This window comes from Streptomyces sp. NPDC044003 (assembly GCF_056435185.1).
Window position 1 is genome coordinate 260,455 of sequence record NZ_JBWKFA010000003.1, and the last position, 18,636, is coordinate 279,090.

Consider the following 18,636-nt stretch of genomic DNA (forward strand, 5'->3'; position numbering starts at 1 on the left):
TTATCCTGGGCCGATGTGTGCCCAGCGAATCGACCGCCCGACGGATCTCGACGTGGTCCGTGACTCCTACGACCGGGTGGCCGACAACTACGTCGACATGGTGCTGACGACGGGAATCGGCGACATCCGTCAGCACCCGTGGCTCAAGGCGTCGATCGACGCCTTCGCCGACAGCGTGGGCGAGTCGGGGCCCGTCCTCGACGTCGGCTGCGGACCCGGAACGGTGACCGCGTACCTCGCCGAGCGCGGGCTCGACGTGTCCGGCGTCGACCTCTCCCCCCGCATGATCGAGAACGCGCGCCGGCTGTACCCGGAATGCCGCTTCAGCGTCGCCTCCGCCACCGAACTCGACCTCGCCGAGGAGTCCCTGGGCGGAGTGCTCGGCTGGTGGTCGCTCTTCAACCTCCCCCGAGAGGTCCTCCCGCAGGTCCTCGGCATGTTCGCGCGGGCCCTGAAGCCGGGCGGACACCTCATCACCGCGACACACGTCGGCGACGAGGACATCCTGCGCACCGAGGCCTACGGAAGCGACTCCGTCCGCTGGACCACGCACCAGTGGCAGCCGGACCAGCTCGTGGAGCTGATCGAGAAGGCAGGACTGCACCCGGTCGCCGAACTCCGCCTCCCCGCGGACGAAAACGTCGGCCCGGGCGTCGTCGTCATGGCCAGGCGACCCGACTGAGCGGGCGAGGAGCACCTGAACCGGGGAGCCCGGTTCAGGTGCTCCGGGTCACGGCGTCAGCGGGCGACGAACGTGATGCGGCCCGGGGCCGGGGGAGCGGCCGGGTCGGTGGCCGAGGTGGTGGTCTCCAGGTAGGTGACCAGGGCGTCCAGGTCCGTCGTCTCGCCCCCTTCCCGCGCGGTGATCTCGCCGAAGACGGTGAAGCCGTTGCCGCCGTTGGCGAGGAACTCGTTGAGCGCCACCTTGTACGTGGAGTCCGGAGTGACCGGCTGTCCGTTGACGCGGACCGTGTCCGCGAGGAGCCGGTCGGCGCCCGCCCGGCTCATGTCGACGGAGTAGCGGAGCCCGTCGGAGAGCTGGAGGAAGCGCGGGGCGGCCGCGTTCTCGCCGGTGAACTGCTGCTGGAGCGCCGTGATCAGCTGTGCGCCCGTCACCGGCAGGACGTACAGCGGGCTCTCGAATGGTCGGAACACCGAAGGAGGTCTCCCGGCCGGTCGACGGAGTGATCGACCTCGTCGGCGGCCCGCTGCTCGTGGAGGCGTACGACACGCTCGGCGAAGGCGGCACGCTGGTCGCCCTCGGACACTCCGCCGGGACGGGCGAGGACTTCCCGTTCGGGGCGCTCTTCGGTGACCAGGGGCGGCACGACCGGTCCGTCGTGACCTTCTTCCTGCTCAACTGCACCGGCCTCGACCGCGACCTCGGCTGGCTCGCCCACCGCGTCGCCGACGGGACGCTCGATCCGGGCATCACCTGGCGGGGCGGCTGGGACGACGCGGCGGACGCGGTCGCCGCCCTGCGCGCCGGCGGCCTGCGCGGGAAGGCCGTCCTGACCTTCGACGAGCTTGGCTGATCAGGGGCCTTGGCGCGGGCAGCCGGGTGTTGAATCGCGCCATGCGCATTCTGATCATCACCGCAGGTTCCCGGGGAGACGTCGCGCCCTTCACCGGCCTGGGACGCCGCCTGCTCGACGCGGGCCACCAGGTCGCCGTGGCGGCCCACCCGTCCTTCGCCGCGCTCGTCGGCGGATGCGGCCTCGAACACCGGCCCATGCCGGGAGACCCGCAGGCGCTCCTCCGGGGCTGGTCACGGGCGTCCTCGCGGGAGGAGGCCCAGGCGCTGACGAGGGCGTACGCGGACGGGCTCGCCGACGGGGTGGCGGATGCCGTGGCGGGCGGAGCGGACCTGCTGCTCACGGCCCACGGCCCGGCCCCGCTGAGCCGGACGGCCGGCGAGGCGTTCGGCATCCCCGTCATCGGCACCTACCTCGTCCCGTCCTTCGCCACCCGGACGTTCCCGCTGCCCCACGCGCGGAGCGCCGCAGACACGGGCCCCGAGGGCAACCTCGCCGCGGGCCGGGACGTACTCAGGCGCGCCGAAGGGGCTTTCGCCGGCGGCGTGACCCGGCTGCGCGACCGCCTCGGACTCCCCGCCGACACACCCTCGGCGGCCGCCGACATCCGGCCGGCCTTCCACGGCTACAGCCCGCTGGTCCTGCCGCGCCCCGAGGACTGGCCGCCCGGCGTCGACGTCACGGGCTACTGGTGGCCCCCGCGGCCGGACCACTGGCAACCCCCGGCCGCACTGGTCGACTTCCTCCAGGCCGGTCCGCCCCCGGTCTTCCTCGGCTTCGGCAGCATGGCGCCGGGGGAGGGCGAACGGCTCGGCGAACTGGTGACCGCGGCGGTGAAGCGGGCGGGCGTCCGCGCGGTGGTCCAGGCGGGATGGGCCGAACTGAGCGGCCACGGCTCCGACATCCTGGCCGTCGGCGACGTCCCGCACGACTGGCTGTTCCCGCGCACCGCCGCCGTCGTCCACCACGCCGGGGCAGGCACCACCGGGGCCGGACTGCGGGCCGGGGTCCCCGCTGTGCCCGTCCCCGTCATGTACGACCAGCCGTTCTGGGCGGCCCGGCTGCACGCGCTGGGAGTCGCCCCGCGGCCCGTGCCGTTCGCGAGCCTGACCGCCGAGACCCTCGGCGACGCGATCACGACCTGCGTGTCCGAACCGGCCATCCGCCGCCGCGCGGCCGAACTCGCCCGCGGGATCGCCGCGGAGGACGGCGCGGCGCCGGTGCTCGCCCACATCGCCGCCGTACACGCCGGGTGACGGACGAAGTCAGGGGGCGGGGCGCGCGGCCCCGCCCCCTGCCCGTCAGGCCACGGCCAGACCCAGGTCGGCCGCCAGACGGGCGCGGTGCCAGGCCGGCGGGCCGAAGAGCTGGGCCGCGCCGTGCGCCCGCTTGAAGTAGCGGTGGGCGTCGTGCTCCCAGGTGATGCCGATGCCGCCGTGCAGCTGGATCATCTCGCCCGCCACCGCCGAGAACGCCTCCGAGCAGGCGGACTTGGCGGCGGCCGCGTGGCGGGACAGCTCCGGGTCACCCGCGGCGGCGGCGAAGGAGGCGCCGAGCGCCGCCGAGCGCGCCGACTCCACCAGGACGTACGCGTCCGCGAGGCGGTGCTTGACCGCCTGGAAGGAGCCGATGGGCCGGCCGAACTGGACCCGTTCCCTGGCGTAGGCCAGCGTGAGTTCGAGGCAGCGCGCGGCGGCGCCGACCTGTTCGGCGGCGAGCGCCGTGCAGCCGAGGTCGAGCACGTGCGCGAGCACCCGCTCGGCATCGCCCTCCGCTCCCACGAGCCGGCCCTCCGCCTCCGTGAGCACCACGCGCGCCTGCGCCCGGGTGGAGTCCATCGTCACGGTCGCCTCACGGGCCACGCCCGTGCCGTCGACAGGGACCTCGAAGAGCGACACCCCAGCTCCTGTACGGGCGGCCACGAGCAGCACCTCGGCGCCGGCGCCGTCGAGGACGTGCTCCTTGATTCCGGTGATCCGCCACGTCCCGCCGGGCCCCGCGCCGGCCTCGGCCCGTACCGCCGACGGCTCCCAGGAACCTCCCTCGGCCCACGCCAGGGCCCCCACCACGGCACCCGAGGCCAGCTCGGGCAGCAGGCGCGCGCACGCCCCCGAGTCGCCCGAGGCGAGAAGCGCCTGCACCGTGAGCACCGCGGATCCGAGGTACGGGACGGGGCTCAGCTCCCGTCCCAGCTCCTCCACCACGACGTGGACCTCCCCGGCCCCGTACCCGGCACCGCCGTACTCCTCGGGCACGGCGAGACCCGCGACACCGATCTGTTCGGTCAGCGGCCGCCAGGCCGTGTCTCCCGGATGGCGCCCGAGCACGGCCCGTACGGCGGACCGCAGTTCCTCCTGTTCCTCCGTCGGCCTCATGCCTCGGCTCCTCTCGATGTCGTACGGGTACGGGGCTGCTCGTCCGGCGCCGCCGGGTCCTCCGCCGACAGGTCCCGGCCCCGGGTCTCGGCGGTGCGCCAGACGGCGAGCGCGGTCACGAGCCCGCAGACGACGGCGAGCACCACGAGGGGCGTGCTGCGGACGTCGTCGGAGGCGGAGAGCAGACTGCCGGCGAACATCGGGGTGAATCCTCCCCCGATGAGAGCGGCCAGCTGGTAGCCGAGCGAGGCGCCGGTGTAGCGGACGCGGGTGCCGAACATCTCCGAGAGCAGCGGGCCCAGGGGTGCGTACATCGCGGACTGCACCACCTGGCCGAGGACCATGCCGAGGATCAGCAGCGTGGTCGAGCGCGCGTCGACCAGGGCGTAGACCGGGAGGGCGAGCAACACGACGCCGGCCGCACCGCCGAGGACCACGGCCCGGCGACCGACGCGGTCGGAGAGCGCGGAGAACAGCGGGATGGACACGAGGCCCGTGACCGAGGTGAAGAGCAGCCCGGTCATCACCTCGGACGTGGCGTACCCGATGGCCGTGGCGTACGTGAGCATGAACGTGCTGATCAGCGCCGTCAGGGCGAACGGGCCGATGCCCACGGCACACGCGAGGACGAGAGTGCGCGGCGTGCGCAACACCTGCGCCAGCGGAACACCGGGCGCCTCACCGGCGTCACCCTTCCGCGCCGCCTGCCGGAACAGCGGGCTCTCCGTGATGCTGACGCGCACGTACAGACCGATGCCGAGGAGCACCGCGCTGAACAGGAACGGGACGCGCCACCCCCAGGCCAGGAACGAGTCGTGGGGGAGCAGCGAGGCGAGGGTGACGGCGACCGTGGAGAGCAGGAACCCGATGGGGGAGCCCATCTGCATCACGCCGCTCCACAGACCCCGGCGTTCGGGGTCGGCGTGCTCGACGACCATGAGCGTCGCGCCGGCCCACTCCCCGCCGATGGCGATGCCCTGGACGACGCGGAACAGCACCAGGAGGACGGGCGCGGCGACGCCGATCGTCCCGTACGTCGGGAGGACGCCGATCAGGAAACTCGCCACGCCCATGAGGGCCATGGTGAGGACGAGCATGGACTTGCGGCCGAGCCGGTCGCCGAAGTGGCCGAAGACGGCGCCGCCGAGCGGGCGGGCCACATAGCCGGCGGCGAGCGTCCCGAAGGCGGCGATCGTGCCGACGGTGGGATCGGACCGGGGGAAGAACAGCTCGCCGAAGACGAGCGCGGCCATCGTGCCGTAGAGCAGGAAGTCGTAGTACTCGATGACGGTGCCGAGCAGACTCGACAGCGCCACCCTGCGCAGCAGTGCGGGGTCCGAAGGTCTCTCGGGGACGTGCGGGGACGGTGCGGGGGACACGCTGACTCCCGGGTGCGGTAGGGATGGTGGGGACGGATGAGCGGTGGTGGGCCTGTTTTTCGGGGGAGTACGTGCCCGCTGCCCGGCCCTGGGCAGCGGGCACCGCTCAGGACGCGAGGACGCGGGCGCGGCAGGCCGCGGGGGTGCCCCAGGCGTCGCGGAGGGGACGGGCCTTGCGGATCCACAGGGCGAGGTCCAGCTCCTCGGTGTAGCCGACGGCCCCGTGGAGCTGGAGGGCGGTGCGGGCGGCGGCGTACGCGGCCTCGCCGGCCGTGACCTTCGCCGCGGCGATCTCGGCGGAGCTGTGGTCCGCCCCGTGCGCGAGGGCCAGGGCGGCCGAGTGGAGCAGGGGCTGGGCGAACTCCAGGGCGATGAGCGTGTCCGCGAGGCGGTGCTTCACCGCCTGGAAGGAGCCGATGGCGACCCCGAACTGGGTGCGCTGCTTCACGTACTCCACGGTCCGGTCGAGCAGGGCGCGGCCGAGGCCGAGGGACTGGGCGGCGGTGGCAAGCGCGGCGACGTCGCAGGCGTGCGCGGCGGCGGCCGGCACGGCCGGGCCGCGCGCCAGGACGGCTCCGCCGAGCGGGCGGGCCAGGCGGCGGGCGGGGTCGGCCGAGGGCTGGACGGGGCCGGCCGTCTCCGCCAGGCGCACGGTGTCGCCCTCGACGACGAGAGTGGCGTCGGCGGTGTCGGCGTCCAGGGCGTAGGGGCTGCCGGCGGCCGGCACGCACAGCGAGACGAGCGCCTTCCCGGAGGCGATCTGCGGCAGCCAGGCGGCGGCCGCAGGATCGTCGAGCCGGTCGAGGAAGGCCGCGGCCGCGACCGTCTCGACCAGCGGGCCGGGGACCGCGTGGCGGCCCAGTTCGGTGAAGGCGACGGCCAGTTCGACGGGCAGCGGGCCGAGCCCGTCGTGCCGTTCCGGAACGGCGAGGGCGAAGAGGCCCGCCTCCGCGAGCCGGGACCAGAGCGCGCGGCCCGGCGCGGTGTCCCCGGCCGCCCAGGCCCGGGCGGCCGCGGGCGTGTCGGCCGCGGTGAGCATGCCGTCGAGGGAGCGGGCGAACTCCCGCTGCTCGTCGTCGAGGAGGAACCGCATCACCGGCGTCCCTTCGGGAGGCCGAGCAGCCGCTCGGCGATGATGTCGCGCTGGATCTCGTTGGTACCGGCGTAGACGGGTCCGGCGAGGGAGAAGGTGTGGCCCTCGGCCCAGCCGCCGTGCGCGGGCGCGTCCGCGGCCCCGTCGGACAGCTCGCCGTACGGTCCGAGCAGATCGAGGGCGGTCTCGTGGAGCGCGATGTCGAGCTCGGACCAGAAGACCTTGTTGAGGCTGGACTCGGCGCCGATCGAGCCTCCGGCGGCGATGCGTGAGACGCCCGCGTACGCGAACAGCCGGTAGGCGCGGGCGCCGATGACCGCGTCGGCGACCCGGTCGCGCAGGGCGGTGTCGGCGGGATCGGCGGTCTCCCGCCACAGTGCCGTGAGGCGTTCGGCGGCGGCCGTGAACCGGCCGGGGCTGCGCAGGGTGAGCCCCCGCTCGTTGCCCGCGGTGCTCATCGCGACCCGCCAGCCCTGCCCCGGGGCGCCGATCACGTCCTCGTCGGGCACGAACACCTCGTCGAGGAAGAGCTCCGCGAAGGCGGGCTTGCCGTCGAGACGGCCGATGGGCCGTACGGTCACCCCGTCGGCGTCCAGCGGGAACATCAGGTACGTCAGGCCCTGGTGCGGCTTCGCGGCGTCGGGGTCGCTGCGGAAGAGACCGAAGGCACGGTCGGCGAAGGCCGCCCGGGACGACCAGGTCTTCTGGCCGCTCAGGAGCCAGCCGCCGTCGGTCCGTCGGGCCGTGGAGCGCAGCGAGGCGAGGTCGGAGCCGGACTCGGGCTCGGACCAGGCCTGGGCCCAGATGACCTCGCCGCTCGCCATGGAGGGCAGGATGCGGGCGCGCTGCTCGTCGGTGCCGTGCTCGAAGAGGGTGGGGGCGAGGAGGTTGATGCCGTTCTGGCTGACCCGGCCGGGGGCGCCGGCCGCGTAGTACTCCTCCTCGAAGACCAGCCACCGGAGGAGGGAGGCGCCCCGGCCGCCGTACTCCTCGGGCCAGGAGACCACCGACCAGCGGTCGGCGGAGAGGGTCCGCTCCCAGGCGCGGTGGGCGGCGAAGCCCTCCTCCGTCTCCAGCGAGGGCAGGGGGGTGTCGGGCACGTGGGCGGTGAGCCAGGCGCGGGCCTCGGCCCGGAAGGCGTCCTCCGCCGCGGTGAAGTCGAGGTCCATCAGGCTCCCGCCTCCTTCATCGCGCGTATGTCCATGCCGCCCAGCGCGTCGGGGGCGGTCTCGGCGTTGTGCGCGTGCGCGAGGTGGTGCAGGCCGAAGACCGAGTCCATGCCGGTGTGCAGGCCCTGGAGGTCCTCGGCCTGGTTGACGGCGCGCTTGGTCAGGGCCAGGCCCATGCGGGGCATCTCGGCGATGCGGTTCGCCAACTCCAGGGTCCTCTCCGCCAGTTCTCCGGTCGGTACGACCCGGTTGACCATGCCGACCTCGTAGGCGCGCCGGGCGTCCATCCGGTCGCCGGTGTAGAGGAACTCCTTGGCGATGCGTGGCGGCATCACCCACGGGTGGGCGAAGTACTCGACGCCGGGGATGCCCATGCGGACCACCGGATCGGCGAAGAACGCGTCCTCGGCGGCGACGATGAGGTCGCACACCCAGGCGAGCATCAGGCCGCCCGCGACGCAGGCGCCCTGCACCGAGGCGATCACGGGCTTCGGCAGTTCGCGCCAGCGGCGGCACATGCCGAGGTAGACCTCGGACTCGCGGGCGAAGCGGCTCTCCGCGCCCTGCTTGTCCGAGTGGTCCCACCAGAGTCCGGCGCGTCGGTCGAACGGCAGGTGGGCATCGCGCTCGGGGGTGCCGATGTCATGGCCTGCGGAGAAGTGCCTCCCCGCTCCGGCGAGGACGACGACCTTGACCTCGTCGTCGTCGGCCGCGCGGTAGAAGGCGCGGTCGAGGGCGTACGTCATCGCGGAGTTCTGGGCGTTGCGGTAATCGGGCCGGTCCATCGTGACCACGGCCACCGGGCCGAGACGTTCGTAGCGGACCGGGGCCGTGGATGCGGTGCGGGCAGCGGACATCCGCCCTCCTTCCCTAACAAGTGTTTGGTAGGTTAACGTACGGCCATGAGCAACGTCGAGGAGTTCCGCAGAGAGGTCCGCGGCTGGCTGCGCGCCAACCTCACGGGCGAGTTCGCCGCCCTCCGCGGGCGCGGCGGCCCCGGACGGGAACACGAGGCACACGCCGAACGCCTCGCCTGGGAGCGGCACATGGCGGCCGCCGGATGGACCTGCGTCGGCTGGCCCAAGGAATACGGCGGACGGGGCGCGAGCCTCGAACAGCAGGTCGCCTTCCACGAGGAGTACGCGCTCGCGGACGCCCCCGCCCGCGTCAGCCACATCGGCGAACAGCTCCTGGGCCCCACCCTTATTGCCTTCGGCACCCCCGAACAGCGCGAGCGCTTCCTCCCGAAGATCGTCAGCGTCGAGGAGCAGTGGTGCCAGGGCTACTCCGAGCCGGACGCCGGCTCGGACCTGGCGAACGTCCGCACCCGCGCCGAACGGGACGGCGAGGAATGGGTGGTCACCGGGCAGAAGGTGTGGACCTCACTCGCGCACGAGGCCGACTGGTGCTTCGTCGTCGCCCGAACCGAACCCGGCTCCACCCGCCACCACGGCCTGTCCTACCTGCTCGTCCCCCTGGACCAGCCGGGAGTGGAGATCAGACCGATCGTCCAGCTGACCGGGACCTCCGAGTTCAACGAGGTCTTCTTCGACGGGGCCCGCACCCACGCCTCCCACGTCGTCGGTTCCCCCGGCGACGGCTGGCGGGTCGCCATGGCCACCCTCGGCTTCGAGCGGGGCGTGTCCACCCTCGGCCAGCAGGTCGGCTTCCGCCGTGAGCTGGAAGCCCTCATCGCGCTGGCCAGGCGCAACGGCGCGGCAGCCGACCCGCTGATCCGCGACCGCATCGCCCGCGCCTGGATCGGCCTGGAGACCATCCGGTTCAACGCCCTGCGCATGCTCGACGGCGTCGCCGCCGGAGCCCCCGGCCCCGAGGCCTCCATCGGGAAGATCTTCTGGGCCACCTGGCACCGCGAGCTCGGCGAACTCGCCATGGACGTCTGCGGGGCCGCGGGGATGCTGGCCGACGGCGAGCCGTACGACCTCACCGACTGGCAGCGGCTCTACCTCTTCTCCCGCTCCGACACCATCTACGCCGGCTCCAACGAGATCCAGCGGAACATCATCGCCGAGCGCGTCCTCGGCCTGCCCAAGGAGGTCCGCCCATGACCGGCACCCCACCCCCCTACGTGCCGGGCCACGGCCTGCTCGCCGGCCGCGACGCCCTCGTCACCGCCGCCGCCGGCGCCGGCATCGGGGGCGCCACCGCCAGGCGGCTCCTGGACGAGGGCGCGCGGGTGGTCATCTCCGACGCCCACGCCCGCAGACTCAAGGAGTCCGAGGCCGAGCTCGCCGCCGAGTTCGGCGCGGACCGCGTCACCGCCCTGCCCTGCGACGTCACCGACGAGACCCAGGTCGCCGCCCTGTTCGACCTCGCGGTCGAGCGCCACGGACGCCTCGACATCGTCGTCAACAACGCCGGCCTCGGCGGCACCGCCGACCTCGTCGACATGGCCGACGAACAGTGGGACAAGGTCCTCGACGTCACCCTCAACGGCACCTTCCGCTGCACCCGCGCCGCACTGCGCCGGATGAAGGAAGCGGGCGCCGGGGGAGTCGTCGTCAACAACGCCTCGGTGATCGGCTGGCGCGCCCAGAAGGGACAGGCCCACTACGCCGCCGCCAAGGCCGGCGTCATGGCGCTCACCCGCTGCGCCGCCCTGGAGGCCGCCGAGTACGGCGTACGGGTCAACGCCGTCTCCCCGAGCCTGGCCATGCACCCGCACCTGGTGAAGGTCACCACCCCCGAACTCCTCGAAGAGCTGACCTCCCGCGAGGCCTTCGGCCGCTACGCCGAACCGTGGGAGGTGGCCAACGTGATCGTCTTCCTGGCCAGCGGCTACTCCTCGTACCTGACGGGCGAGGTCCTCTCCGTCAGCAGCCAGCACCCGTGAGACCGGCGCCGGAACGGCGCCGCGAAATCCTGGACACCGCGGCCGAGGTGTTCGCCGCCCAGGGGTACGACGCCACCACCGTCCGCCGCATCGCCGACGCGGCCGGCCTGCTCGCGGGCAGCCTCTACTACCACTTCGACTCCAAGGAGTCGATGCTCGACGAGATCCTCCGCGCCTTCCTGGACGAGCTGTGGGCCCGGTACGACGCCGTGCTCGCCGCACTCCTCGGCCCCCGGGAGACCCTGGAGGCCCTCGTCACCGAATCGTTCCGGGAGATCGACCGGCACCGCGCCGCCGTCGCCATCTACCAGAAGGAGTCCAGGCACCTGCGGGAGCAGCCGCGCTTCGGCTACCTCGCCGGCTCGCAGCGGAGATTCGAGGAAGCCTGGCTCAGGACCCTGGAGCGCGGCGTGGCCGCCGGGGTCTTCCGCACCGACCTCGACGTCCGGCTCACCTACCGCTTCGTGCGCGACACCGTCTGGGTCGCCGCGTCCTGGTACCGGCCGGACGGACAGCACAGCCCGGAGGAGATCGCCCGCCAGTACCTGTCGATGGTCCTGGAAGGCATCGCCCCCGCTACCCGCAGATGACATGACATCGTGGACAGAGAAGAAGGAGCCGTCATGGCCGAGGCCTATATCGTCGAAGCGGTCCGCACCCCGGTCGGCCGGCGGAACGGCGGACTGTCCGCCGTCCACCCGGCCGACCTCGGAGCACACGTCCTCAAGGCGCTGATGGAGCGCTCGGGCGCCGACCCGGCCGCCGTCGAGGACGTCGTCTTCGGCTGCCTGGACACCGTCGGCCCGCAGGCCGGCGACATAGCCCGCACCGCCTGGCTGGCCGCCGGACTGCCCGAGGAGGTGCCCGGCACGACCGTGGACCGGCAGTGCGGCTCCTCCCAGCAGGCCCTGCACTTCGCCGCACAGGGCGTCCTGTCCGGCACCCAGGACCTGGTGGTCGCGGGCGGCGTGCAGAACATGTCGATGATCCCCATCGCCTTCGCCAGCCGCCAGGCCGCCGACCCGCTCGGGCTCACCGAGGGCCCGTACGCCGGCTCCGAGGGCTGGCGCGCCCGCTACGGCGACCAGCCCGTCAACCAGTTCCACGGCGCCGAACTCATCGCCGCCAAGTGGGACATCTCCCGCCGCGACATGGAGGAGTTCGCCCTGCGCTCGCACCGGCGGGCCGCCCGCGCCATCGACGAGGGCCGCTTCGACCGCGAGATCGTCCCGTACGGCGAGGTCACGACCGACGAGGGCCTGCGTCGCGACACCACCCTGGAGAAGATGGCCGGCCTGAAGCCGCTGGTCGAGGGCGGCCGCCTGACCGCTGCGGTCTCCTCGCAGGTGTCCGACGGGGCCTCGGCGATGCTGATCGCCTCGGAGCGCGCCGTACGGGAGCACGGCCTGACGCCGCGGGCCCGCGTCCACCACCTGTCCGTCCGGGGCGAGGACCCGATCCGTATGCTGTCCGCCCCCATCCCGGCGACAGCGTACGCGCTGAAGAAGGCCGGGATGACGCTCGACGACATCGACCTCGTGGAGATCAACGAGGCCTTCGCCTCGGTCGTCCTGGCCTGGCTGAAGGAGACCGGCGCCGACCCGGAGAAGGTCAACGTCAACGGCGGCGCCATCGCCCTCGGCCACCCGCTTGGCGCCACCGGCACCAAGCTGATGACCACCCTCCTCCACGAACTGGAGCGCACCGGCGGCCGCTACGGCCTGCAGACCATGTGTGAGGGCGGCGGCCAGGCGAACGTGACGATCATCGAGCGCCTCTGACCGACGAGGCCCCGGCCACGGACGTGACGATCACCGAGCGTCTGTGACGCCGGGGCCGAAGAGCTGCTGCCAGACCGCGTGATCGGTGCGGGGGCCTCCCGGGGTCTCCGCACCGTAGACCGCGATCTCGGCGTCGATGTCGAGCGGGCGGGTGGGCGAGGTCATCGCCTTCAGCTCTTCGGCCACCGCGTGGTCGGGCACCAGCCAGCACACCTCGAACTCGATGCCGTCGGGGTCCCGGGCGTACAGGGCCTTCGTGGAGGCGTGGTCGCTGGCCCCGGTCAGGGCCCCGGCCTCGGCCAGCCGGGTCCGCATGCGCCGCAGCTCGGCCAGGGTGTCCACCTCCCAGGCCAGGTGGTACAGGCCGACCCGCCCCGTGCGCTGCCCGGGGCCCGGCTCGGGGGACTGGAACAGACCGAGGTCGTGGTCGTTGGCGGAGCCCGCCGCCTGGAGGAAGGCCGCCCCGGGGAAGGCCTGCGGCAACGGCCGGAATTCGAGGACGTCGCGGTAGAAGGCGAGGCTGCGCTCCAGGTCGGAGACGAAGAGGACGGCGTGGTTCAGCCGCTGGATCGGCATGGTGGTTCCGTTCGAAGCAGGTGCGGAGGAGTTGCGGTCGAGACACATGTCCGCCGGGGCGAAGGTACCCCGGCGGACATGTGCGTGATCGGTCAGTCCGTGGCCGGCAGGGCCTGGAGGGTCGCCCGCGCCTCGGCCATCAGGCGGTCGACGAGTTCGGCGCAGGACGGCAGGTCCTCGATCAGGCCGGCGACCTGTCCGGAGGCCATCACGCCCAGGTCGGTGCGGCCCTCGACCATGGACGCCTTGAGCAGCATCGGGGTGTTGGCGGCCAGCAGAATCTGGCTCCACGTCAGGTCCTTGCCGTGCTTCATCGCCAGGCCGTCGCGGACCATCTGCGGCCAGCTCATGCCGGACTCGCGCCGGAAGGCCGCCGCGTGCCGGACCGCCCGCAGCAGCGAGGCGGCCCGGCCCGAGCGCTCGAGGGCGTCGACCAGCTCCGTGCGCAGCATGCGGTGCGGCAGTCCGTCCACCTTCGTCGTGACGGTGACGTCCGTGACCGCGGCGGCGAGGTAGCGGGCCTTCACCGCGTCGGGGACCGTGCTGTCGGAGGTGAGCAGGAAACGTGTGCCCATCGCGATCCCGGCGGCGCCGTAGGCGAGCGCCGCGACCAGGCCGCGTCCGTCGTGGAAGCCGCCGGCCGCGACGACCGGGATGTCCACGGCGTCCACGACCTGCGGGAGCAGCACGGTGGTGGCGACGCTGCCGGTGTGGCCGCCGCCCTCCCCGCCCTGCACGATCACCGCGTCGGCGCCCCAGGCCGCGACCTTCTCGGCGTGCCGCCTGGCCCCGATGGAGGGGATGACGACGACCCCCGCGTCCTTGAGCCGGGCGATCAGCTCGCGGGACGGAGCGAGCGCGAAGGAGGCGACCTTCACGCCCTCGTCGATGATGATCCGTGCGCGCTCGTCCGCGTCCCCGGCGTCCGCGCGCAGGTTCACGCCGAAGGGCGCGTCCGTACGGGACTTCACCTCGCGCACCGCGGAGCGGAGCTGGTCGACGGTCATCGTCGCCGAGGCCAGGATGCCGAGCGCCCCGGCGTTCGCCGTGGCCGAGACCAGGCGGGGACCGGCCACCCAGCCCATGCCGGTCTGCACGACGGGGTGGCGCACCCCGACGAGTTCGGTGAGCCGGGTGGCGATCGTGGCGTCGCTCACGAGGGGACCTCCCGGTCGCGCAGCCCCTTCGGGTCGATCTCCTCGCGGATCAGCCGCAGTTCCTCGGCGGTGGGCTCACGGGTGTACGGCACCTCGTCGGGGACGGTCAGCGCGAAGCCGGTCGCGGCGAGGACCTCGTCGACGGTGACGCCGGGGTGCAGCGAGCGCAGCCGCATGGTGCGGTCCGGGGTCTCGAAGTCGAAGACGCCGAGGTCGCTGATGACGTCCGGGAGACGGTGGTAGCGGGTCGCCGAGGGGCCGGCCGCCGCGGCCCGGTCGTAGCCGACGCCGGAGACCAGGTCGACCCGCTCGACGAAGACGCGCGTCGAATGCTTGGGGACCCAGTAACTGGTCGGGTTGTTGAGCGTGTTGACGGGGGCGCCCCGCACGCCCAGGAGCTGGCGCTTCGGCCGCTGCCAGTCGCCGATGCAGCTGATGTTCTGGTTGCCGTACCGGTCGAGCTGGCTCGCGCCCATCATCACGTGCCGGCGCCCGGTGGTGACCATGGCCAGGTGCTGGCGGTACGGCAGCCAGCCCTCCACCACCCGGGGCGCGGCGCCGACCGCCGGGACGTCGGCGATGAGCAGCGCCTCCCCGTCGGTCAGCAGCAGCTCGGGGGAGAAGGTGAGCTTCGCGAGGCGGGCGCCGATCATCGGGACCGTACCCATCGGACTGGCGAGGACCTCGCCCGCGTCCCGCCAGGCCTCGGCACAGGCGACGACGCAGTACTCGGCCCGCGTGGCCGGTGTGGTGCTGTCGGTGCCGCTCACGCTTCCTCCTTCTGGAACGCCGCGACCGCGGCCTGGTAGGCGTCCTCGTCGCCGGAGAGGAACCGGGCGGTGAACTCCCGCCAGGCCTCCGGGTCCCGGGCCGCCTTGACGTAGGCGCGCTGGAAGGCCTCGTCCCGGTCGTAGTCGGGGGCGCAGGAGGTGAAGTGCGCGCCGTTCGGGGTCTCCACGACACCGTCGACGAACGCGCGCTTGAGCAGCAGCGACTGCGGTCCCGCGTCCTTGAGCAGCTCCGAGGTCTCGACGATCCGCTCGCAGGAGACGTACGCGGCGTCGGCGGCCTCGCAGAACAGGTCGTCGAAGTACGGGTCGGGGCCCAGGTACTGGCCGTTGCCGTGCGCGTCGGCACGGTTGAGGTGCACGAGGGCGGCGTCCAAGTGCAGCGCGGGGACGGCGACGAGCTCCTCGCGGTCGTCGTACGGGGACGTCACCGTCCGCAGCGAGGGGTTGACGGTCATCACGTCCGAGGCGAGCCCGGCCCGGATCGGCATGAAGGGCAGCCGGTGCACGGCGGCGGTCAGGCCCCACATGACCATGGCCTCGTCCAGTTCCACCAGTTCGAATTCACCGCGCTGCCGGGCCGCGCCGAAATGCGGCTCCAGGGGTATCGAGTCGAGGGTGGCGAAGGCCGCGACCAGCTTGCGGATCTTCCCGGCCGCGGCGAGCAGCCCGACGTCCGGGCCGCCGTACGAGACCACGGTCAGGTCGGTGAGGTCCGACCGCAGCAGCGCCCGTACCAGCGCCATCGGCTTGCGGCGCGAGCCCCAGCCGCCGATGCCGATCGTCATCCCGCTGCGGAGCCGGCCCACGACCTCCTCGGCGGTCATCGTCTTGTCCCTGCTCACGACTGCTGCTCCTTGTCCGTGTCGGTTCCGGCGTTCGTGCCGAAGGTGTCGCGGACCCGGTCGGCGACACCGCTGAGGTTGGCCTCGAAGGTGAAGCCCTGCTCGAAGCGGTAACTGCGGTGGACGTCCACCGGGTCGATGCCGTTGATCGCGGCCTTGGCGAGCCGGATCAGCTGCCCGTCCTTGGTGGCGATCTCCCGCGCGAGTTCGAGCGCCGCGCCGAGCAGCTCCTCGCGCGGGACCACCCGCCAGACCGAGCCGTGCCGGTGCAGCTCCTCGGCCGTGACCGTGCGCGAGGTGTAGTACAGGGCCCGCATCAGCTGCTGCGGGACGAGCCGGGCCAGATGCGTGGCCGCGCCGAGCGCGCCCCGGTCCAGCTCGGGCAGGCCGAAGGTCGCGTCCTCGGAGGCGACGATCGCGTCGGCGTTGCCGACCAGACCGATGCCGCCGCCGAGGCAGAAGCCGTGCACGGCGGCGACCACCGGCACCTCGCAGTCGTAGACGGCGGCGAAGGCCTCGTAACAGCCGCGGTTGGCGCCCAGGAGGGCGTCGTGCCCGGCCGTGCGCTGGATCTCCTTGATGTCGACGCCGGCGTTGAAGCCGCGGCCCTCCGCGGTGAGCACGACGCAGCGCACCTCGGGATCGGCCCCCGCGGCGCGCACCGCGGCGGCGAGGTCGTACCAGCCCTGTACGGGGAGGGCGTTGACCGGGGGGAAGTCGACGGTGACGACGGCGATGCCCTTGTCCGGGGCGGAGGTGGAGACACCCATGAGCAGATCAGCTACCTTTCCACCAAACGTTTGTTAGGTGGAAGATAGCAGCGGTTCGCTCGCTGCGGGAGGTGTCCCTTGCCAGTCACCATCGATCTGACGGGATCAGTCGCCGTCGTCACCGGCGGCACACGAGGCGTCGGCGCCGGCATCGCCGGCGCTCTGCTCGAAGCCGGCGCGGAGGTCGTGACCTGCGCGCGACGGGCCCCCGAGAAGCCCGTCGAGGCGGGCGGGCGCACGGCCCGCTTCCTCCCCGTCGACCTGCGCGACCCTGCCGCCGTCACAGAGTTCTTCGACCGGGTGCGGGAGGACCACGGACGGCTGGACGTCCTGGTCAACAACGCCGGAGGAACACCCTTCCGAATGCTCGGCGAGGGGAGCGCCGAGCAACAGGCCCGCGTCCTCGAACTGAACCTCGTCGCCCCGCTGACCGCCTCCCTCGCCGCGTACGAGGTGATGCGCCATCAGCCCGGCGGCGGGTCGATCATCATGATCGGCAGCGTCAGCGGCACCCGCCCCTCACCGGGAAGCGCGGCGTACGGCGCCGCCAAGGCGGGCCTGGACAACCTCGCCCGCTCCATGGCGGTCGAATGGGCACCGCTGGTGCGCGTCAACACGCTCGTCCCCGGCATGGTCCGCACCGAACTCTCCCATCTGCACTACGGCGACGAGGACGGCATCGCCTCCGTCGGCCGCACCGTGCCGCTCGGGCGACTCGCCGAACCCACCGACATCGGCGACGCCTGTGTCTTCCTCGCCTCCGAACGGGCCGCCTACATCAGCGGCGCCAGCCTGCTCGTGCACGGAGGCGGGGAACGCCCGGCCTTCCTGGACGCGGCGAGCGTCAACCACTGAACCCACTCACCGATCACCGATCACCGATCACCGAAAGGCACCCACCATGACCGGACTGTGCAACGGACGCGTCGTCATCGTCACCGGGGCCGGCCGCGGGCTCGGCCGCGCGCACGCGCTCGCCTTCGCCGCCGAGGGCGCCAAGGTCGTCGTCAACGACCTCGGCGTCGGCCTCGACGGCACCGGAGGCGGCGCGGCGCCCGCCCAGCAGGTCGTCGACGAGATCGTCGCCTCGGGCGGCGAGGCGGTCGCCCACGGCGGCGACATCGCCACCGCCGACGGCGCGGCCTCGCTCGTCGCCACCGCCCTGGACGCCTTCGGCCGCCTGGACACCCTCGTCAACAACGCCGGCTTCCTGCGCGACCGCATGCTCGTCAACCTCGACGAGGACGACTGGGACGCCGTCATGCGCGTCCACCTCAAGGGCCACTTCCTGCCGCTCAAGCACGCCGCGGCGTACTGGCGGGCGGAGGCCAAGGCGGGGCGAGAGCCCGTCGCGCGGGTGATCAACACCAGCTCCGGCGCGGGGCTGCTCGGCAGCGTCGGCCAGGGCAACTACGCCGCCGCCAAGGCGGGGATCGTCGGCCTCACGCTCGTCGCCGCCGCCGAGATGGGCCGGTACGGGGTCCAGGTCAACGCGATCGCCCCGGCCGCCCGGACCCGGATGACGGAGCAGACGTTCGCCGAGACGATGGCCGCGCCGGGTGGTGCCGCCTTCGACGCGATGGCCCCCGAGAACGTCTCCCCCCTCGTCGTCTGGCTCGGCTCCGCGGCCTCGGCCGGGGTCACGGGCCGCGTCTTCGAGGCCGAGGCGGGCCGGATCACGGTCATGGAGGGCTGGCGACCGGGCCCGACGGCGGACAAGGGGGCCCGCTGGACCCCGACGGAGGCGGGCGAAACGACCCTGAAGCTCCTGGCGACCGCGGAGCCCCCGCACCCGGTGTACGGCACCCGCTGACCCCTCCGCCGCGGTCTGCGCCCACCCGCCGTACGCCCGCGCCCGCCCCCGTTGTGGGCAGCGCTTCCGCGCCCCCGTTGTGGGCACGCGTTCCGCCGGGGCGGCGCCCCCGCCCACCCTGTTGTGGGCAATCGTTCCGCTGGGGCGGAACGGGTGGGCACAACGGACGGCGCCCCTTGCCGGGCCTAGGCTTCCGTGCCCTGACCCGCACCAGCAGGTACGGCGCGGTCGTGGTGCGGGTCCAGGCGCGGAACGCGGAGGCGCCGCTAGAGGGCGCCGTCCCGTGTGCCCACCCTCCCCCAAGCTCTCGGCTTCGCTCGAGCAGGGGGGACCCCCATCGCCCCTGCGGGACGATTGCCCACACGGCGGGTGGGCTGAGGGCACCGCCCGGCGCGGGCCCACACGGGCGGGGTTGGGCTCCGGGCGCGCAGGCGCACGGCTGGTGCGCGAGGTGGCCATCCCGAGGGCACCCGACGCGGCAGGCGCCGTCCCATGGGCGCG

General features: G+C 73.3%; 20 protein-coding genes. 9 read left to right on the forward strand and 11 right to left on the reverse strand.

From position 1 onward, the window contains the following. Positions 1-13 precede the first annotated feature (13 nt). Entirely contained in the window at positions 14-682 is a 669-nt protein-coding gene (locus AC07AW_RS13245) for a class I SAM-dependent methyltransferase (protein WP_478815553.1), read from the forward strand. Between the two features lie 56 nt (positions 683-738). On the opposite strand, the gene AC07AW_RS13250 is transcribed toward AC07AW_RS13245, so the two are convergent. Continuing rightward, positions 739-1,155 carry a 5'-nucleotidase C-terminal domain-containing protein gene (locus AC07AW_RS13250; protein ID WP_478815554.1) on the reverse strand — a complete coding sequence of 139 codons (417 nt, stop codon included), beginning with the start codon at positions 1,153-1,155 and terminating at the stop codon, positions 739-741. On the opposite strand from AC07AW_RS13250, the gene AC07AW_RS13255 reads away from it, so the two are divergent. Further along, positions 1,143-1,535, forward strand: a complete 393-nt coding sequence (locus AC07AW_RS13255; protein WP_478815555.1) for a zinc-binding dehydrogenase — start codon at positions 1,143-1,145, stop codon at positions 1,533-1,535. The two genes, AC07AW_RS13250 and AC07AW_RS13255, sit on opposite strands and share 13 nt — an antisense overlap. 41 nt (positions 1,536-1,576) lie before the next feature. Further along, entirely contained in the window at positions 1,577-2,791 is a 1,215-nt protein-coding gene (locus AC07AW_RS13260; RefSeq protein WP_478815556.1) for a glycosyltransferase, read from the forward strand. A 45-nt stretch (positions 2,792-2,836) separates the two neighbouring features. Here the strand turns inward: AC07AW_RS13260 and AC07AW_RS13265 are convergent, their stop codons facing one another. The 5 genes from AC07AW_RS13265 to AC07AW_RS13285 all read right to left on the reverse strand — a co-directional run bounded on the left by AC07AW_RS13265 (position 2,837) and on the right by AC07AW_RS13285 (position 8,408). Continuing rightward, positions 2,837-3,910, reverse strand: coding sequence for an acyl-CoA dehydrogenase family protein (locus AC07AW_RS13265; protein WP_478815557.1), 1,074 nt, complete (start codon positions 3,908-3,910; stop codon positions 2,837-2,839). Further along, the gene (locus AC07AW_RS13270; protein WP_478815558.1) at positions 3,907-5,289 is read right to left on the reverse strand and encodes an MFS transporter; all 1,383 of its coding nucleotides are present in this window, start codon (positions 5,287-5,289) and stop codon (positions 3,907-3,909) included. Before AC07AW_RS13270 ends, AC07AW_RS13265 begins: the two co-directional genes overlap by 4 nt. A gap of 106 nt (positions 5,290-5,395) precedes the next feature. After that, positions 5,396-6,382, reverse strand: a complete 987-nt coding sequence (locus tag AC07AW_RS13275) for an acyl-CoA dehydrogenase family protein (RefSeq protein WP_478816227.1) — start codon at positions 6,380-6,382, stop codon at positions 5,396-5,398. Next, a complete protein-coding gene (locus tag AC07AW_RS13280; RefSeq protein WP_478815559.1) occupies positions 6,382-7,551 on the reverse strand; it encodes an acyl-CoA dehydrogenase family protein in 1,170 nt (389 codons plus the stop codon). Before AC07AW_RS13280 ends, AC07AW_RS13275 begins: the two co-directional genes overlap by 1 nt. Next, complete coding sequence (locus tag AC07AW_RS13285) at positions 7,551-8,408, reverse strand: enoyl-CoA hydratase (protein WP_478815560.1); 858 nt, start codon at positions 8,406-8,408, stop codon at positions 7,551-7,553. The genes AC07AW_RS13280 and AC07AW_RS13285 overlap by 1 nt, the downstream gene beginning before the upstream one ends. A gap of 45 nt (positions 8,409-8,453) precedes the next feature. On the opposite strand from AC07AW_RS13285, the gene AC07AW_RS13290 reads away from it, so the two are divergent. The 4 genes from AC07AW_RS13290 to AC07AW_RS13305 are packed head-to-tail and all read left to right on the forward strand — an operon-like array spanning position 8,454 to position 12,186. Then, a complete protein-coding gene (locus tag AC07AW_RS13290; protein WP_478815561.1) occupies positions 8,454-9,620 on the forward strand; it encodes an acyl-CoA dehydrogenase family protein in 1,167 nt (388 codons plus the stop codon). Beyond that, entirely contained in the window at positions 9,617-10,405 is a 789-nt protein-coding gene (locus AC07AW_RS13295) for an SDR family oxidoreductase (RefSeq protein WP_478815562.1), read from the forward strand. Before AC07AW_RS13290 ends, AC07AW_RS13295 begins: the two co-directional genes overlap by 4 nt. Continuing rightward, positions 10,402-10,995, forward strand: coding sequence for a TetR/AcrR family transcriptional regulator (locus tag AC07AW_RS13300; RefSeq protein ID WP_478815563.1), 594 nt, complete (start codon positions 10,402-10,404; stop codon positions 10,993-10,995). Before AC07AW_RS13295 ends, AC07AW_RS13300 begins: the two co-directional genes overlap by 4 nt. Positions 10,996-11,028: 33 nt before the next feature. After that, positions 11,029-12,186: an acetyl-CoA C-acetyltransferase gene (locus AC07AW_RS13305; RefSeq protein ID WP_478815564.1), complete on the forward strand. Its 1,158-nt coding sequence runs from the start codon at positions 11,029-11,031 to the stop codon at positions 12,184-12,186. A gap of 30 nt (positions 12,187-12,216) precedes the next feature. Here the strand turns inward: AC07AW_RS13305 and AC07AW_RS13310 are convergent, their stop codons facing one another. The 5 genes from AC07AW_RS13310 to AC07AW_RS13330 form a co-directional block, all read right to left on the reverse strand. Further along, positions 12,217-12,762 (reverse strand): VOC family protein, encoded by a 546-nt coding sequence (locus AC07AW_RS13310; RefSeq protein WP_478815565.1) that lies wholly within the window; start codon positions 12,760-12,762, stop codon positions 12,217-12,219. A gap of 92 nt (positions 12,763-12,854) precedes the next feature. Further along, positions 12,855-13,904, reverse strand: coding sequence for an NAD(P)H-dependent flavin oxidoreductase (locus tag AC07AW_RS13315; RefSeq protein WP_478816228.1), 1,050 nt, complete (start codon positions 13,902-13,904; stop codon positions 12,855-12,857). Between the two features lie 11 nt (positions 13,905-13,915). Continuing rightward, positions 13,916-14,689, reverse strand: coding sequence for a CoA-transferase subunit beta (locus tag AC07AW_RS13320; RefSeq protein WP_478815566.1), 774 nt, complete (start codon positions 14,687-14,689; stop codon positions 13,916-13,918). Continuing rightward, on the reverse strand, positions 14,686-15,534 hold the full coding sequence (locus AC07AW_RS13325; protein WP_478816229.1) for a CoA transferase subunit A: 849 nt from the start codon (positions 15,532-15,534) through the stop codon (positions 14,686-14,688). The genes AC07AW_RS13320 and AC07AW_RS13325 overlap by 4 nt, the downstream gene beginning before the upstream one ends. A gap of 14 nt (positions 15,535-15,548) precedes the next feature. Further along, positions 15,549-16,322: an enoyl-CoA hydratase family protein gene (locus tag AC07AW_RS13330; RefSeq protein WP_478815567.1), complete on the reverse strand. Its 774-nt coding sequence runs from the start codon at positions 16,320-16,322 to the stop codon at positions 15,549-15,551. Between the two features lie 78 nt (positions 16,323-16,400). Here AC07AW_RS13330 and AC07AW_RS13335 point away from each other — a divergent pair, with 78 nt between their 5' ends. Beyond that, complete coding sequence (locus tag AC07AW_RS13335; protein WP_478815568.1) at positions 16,401-17,177, forward strand: SDR family oxidoreductase; 777 nt, start codon at positions 16,401-16,403, stop codon at positions 17,175-17,177. A gap of 46 nt (positions 17,178-17,223) precedes the next feature. Further along, positions 17,224-18,135: an SDR family oxidoreductase gene (locus tag AC07AW_RS13340; protein WP_478815569.1), complete on the forward strand. Its 912-nt coding sequence runs from the start codon at positions 17,224-17,226 to the stop codon at positions 18,133-18,135. Positions 18,136-18,636: the final 501 nt, after the last annotated feature.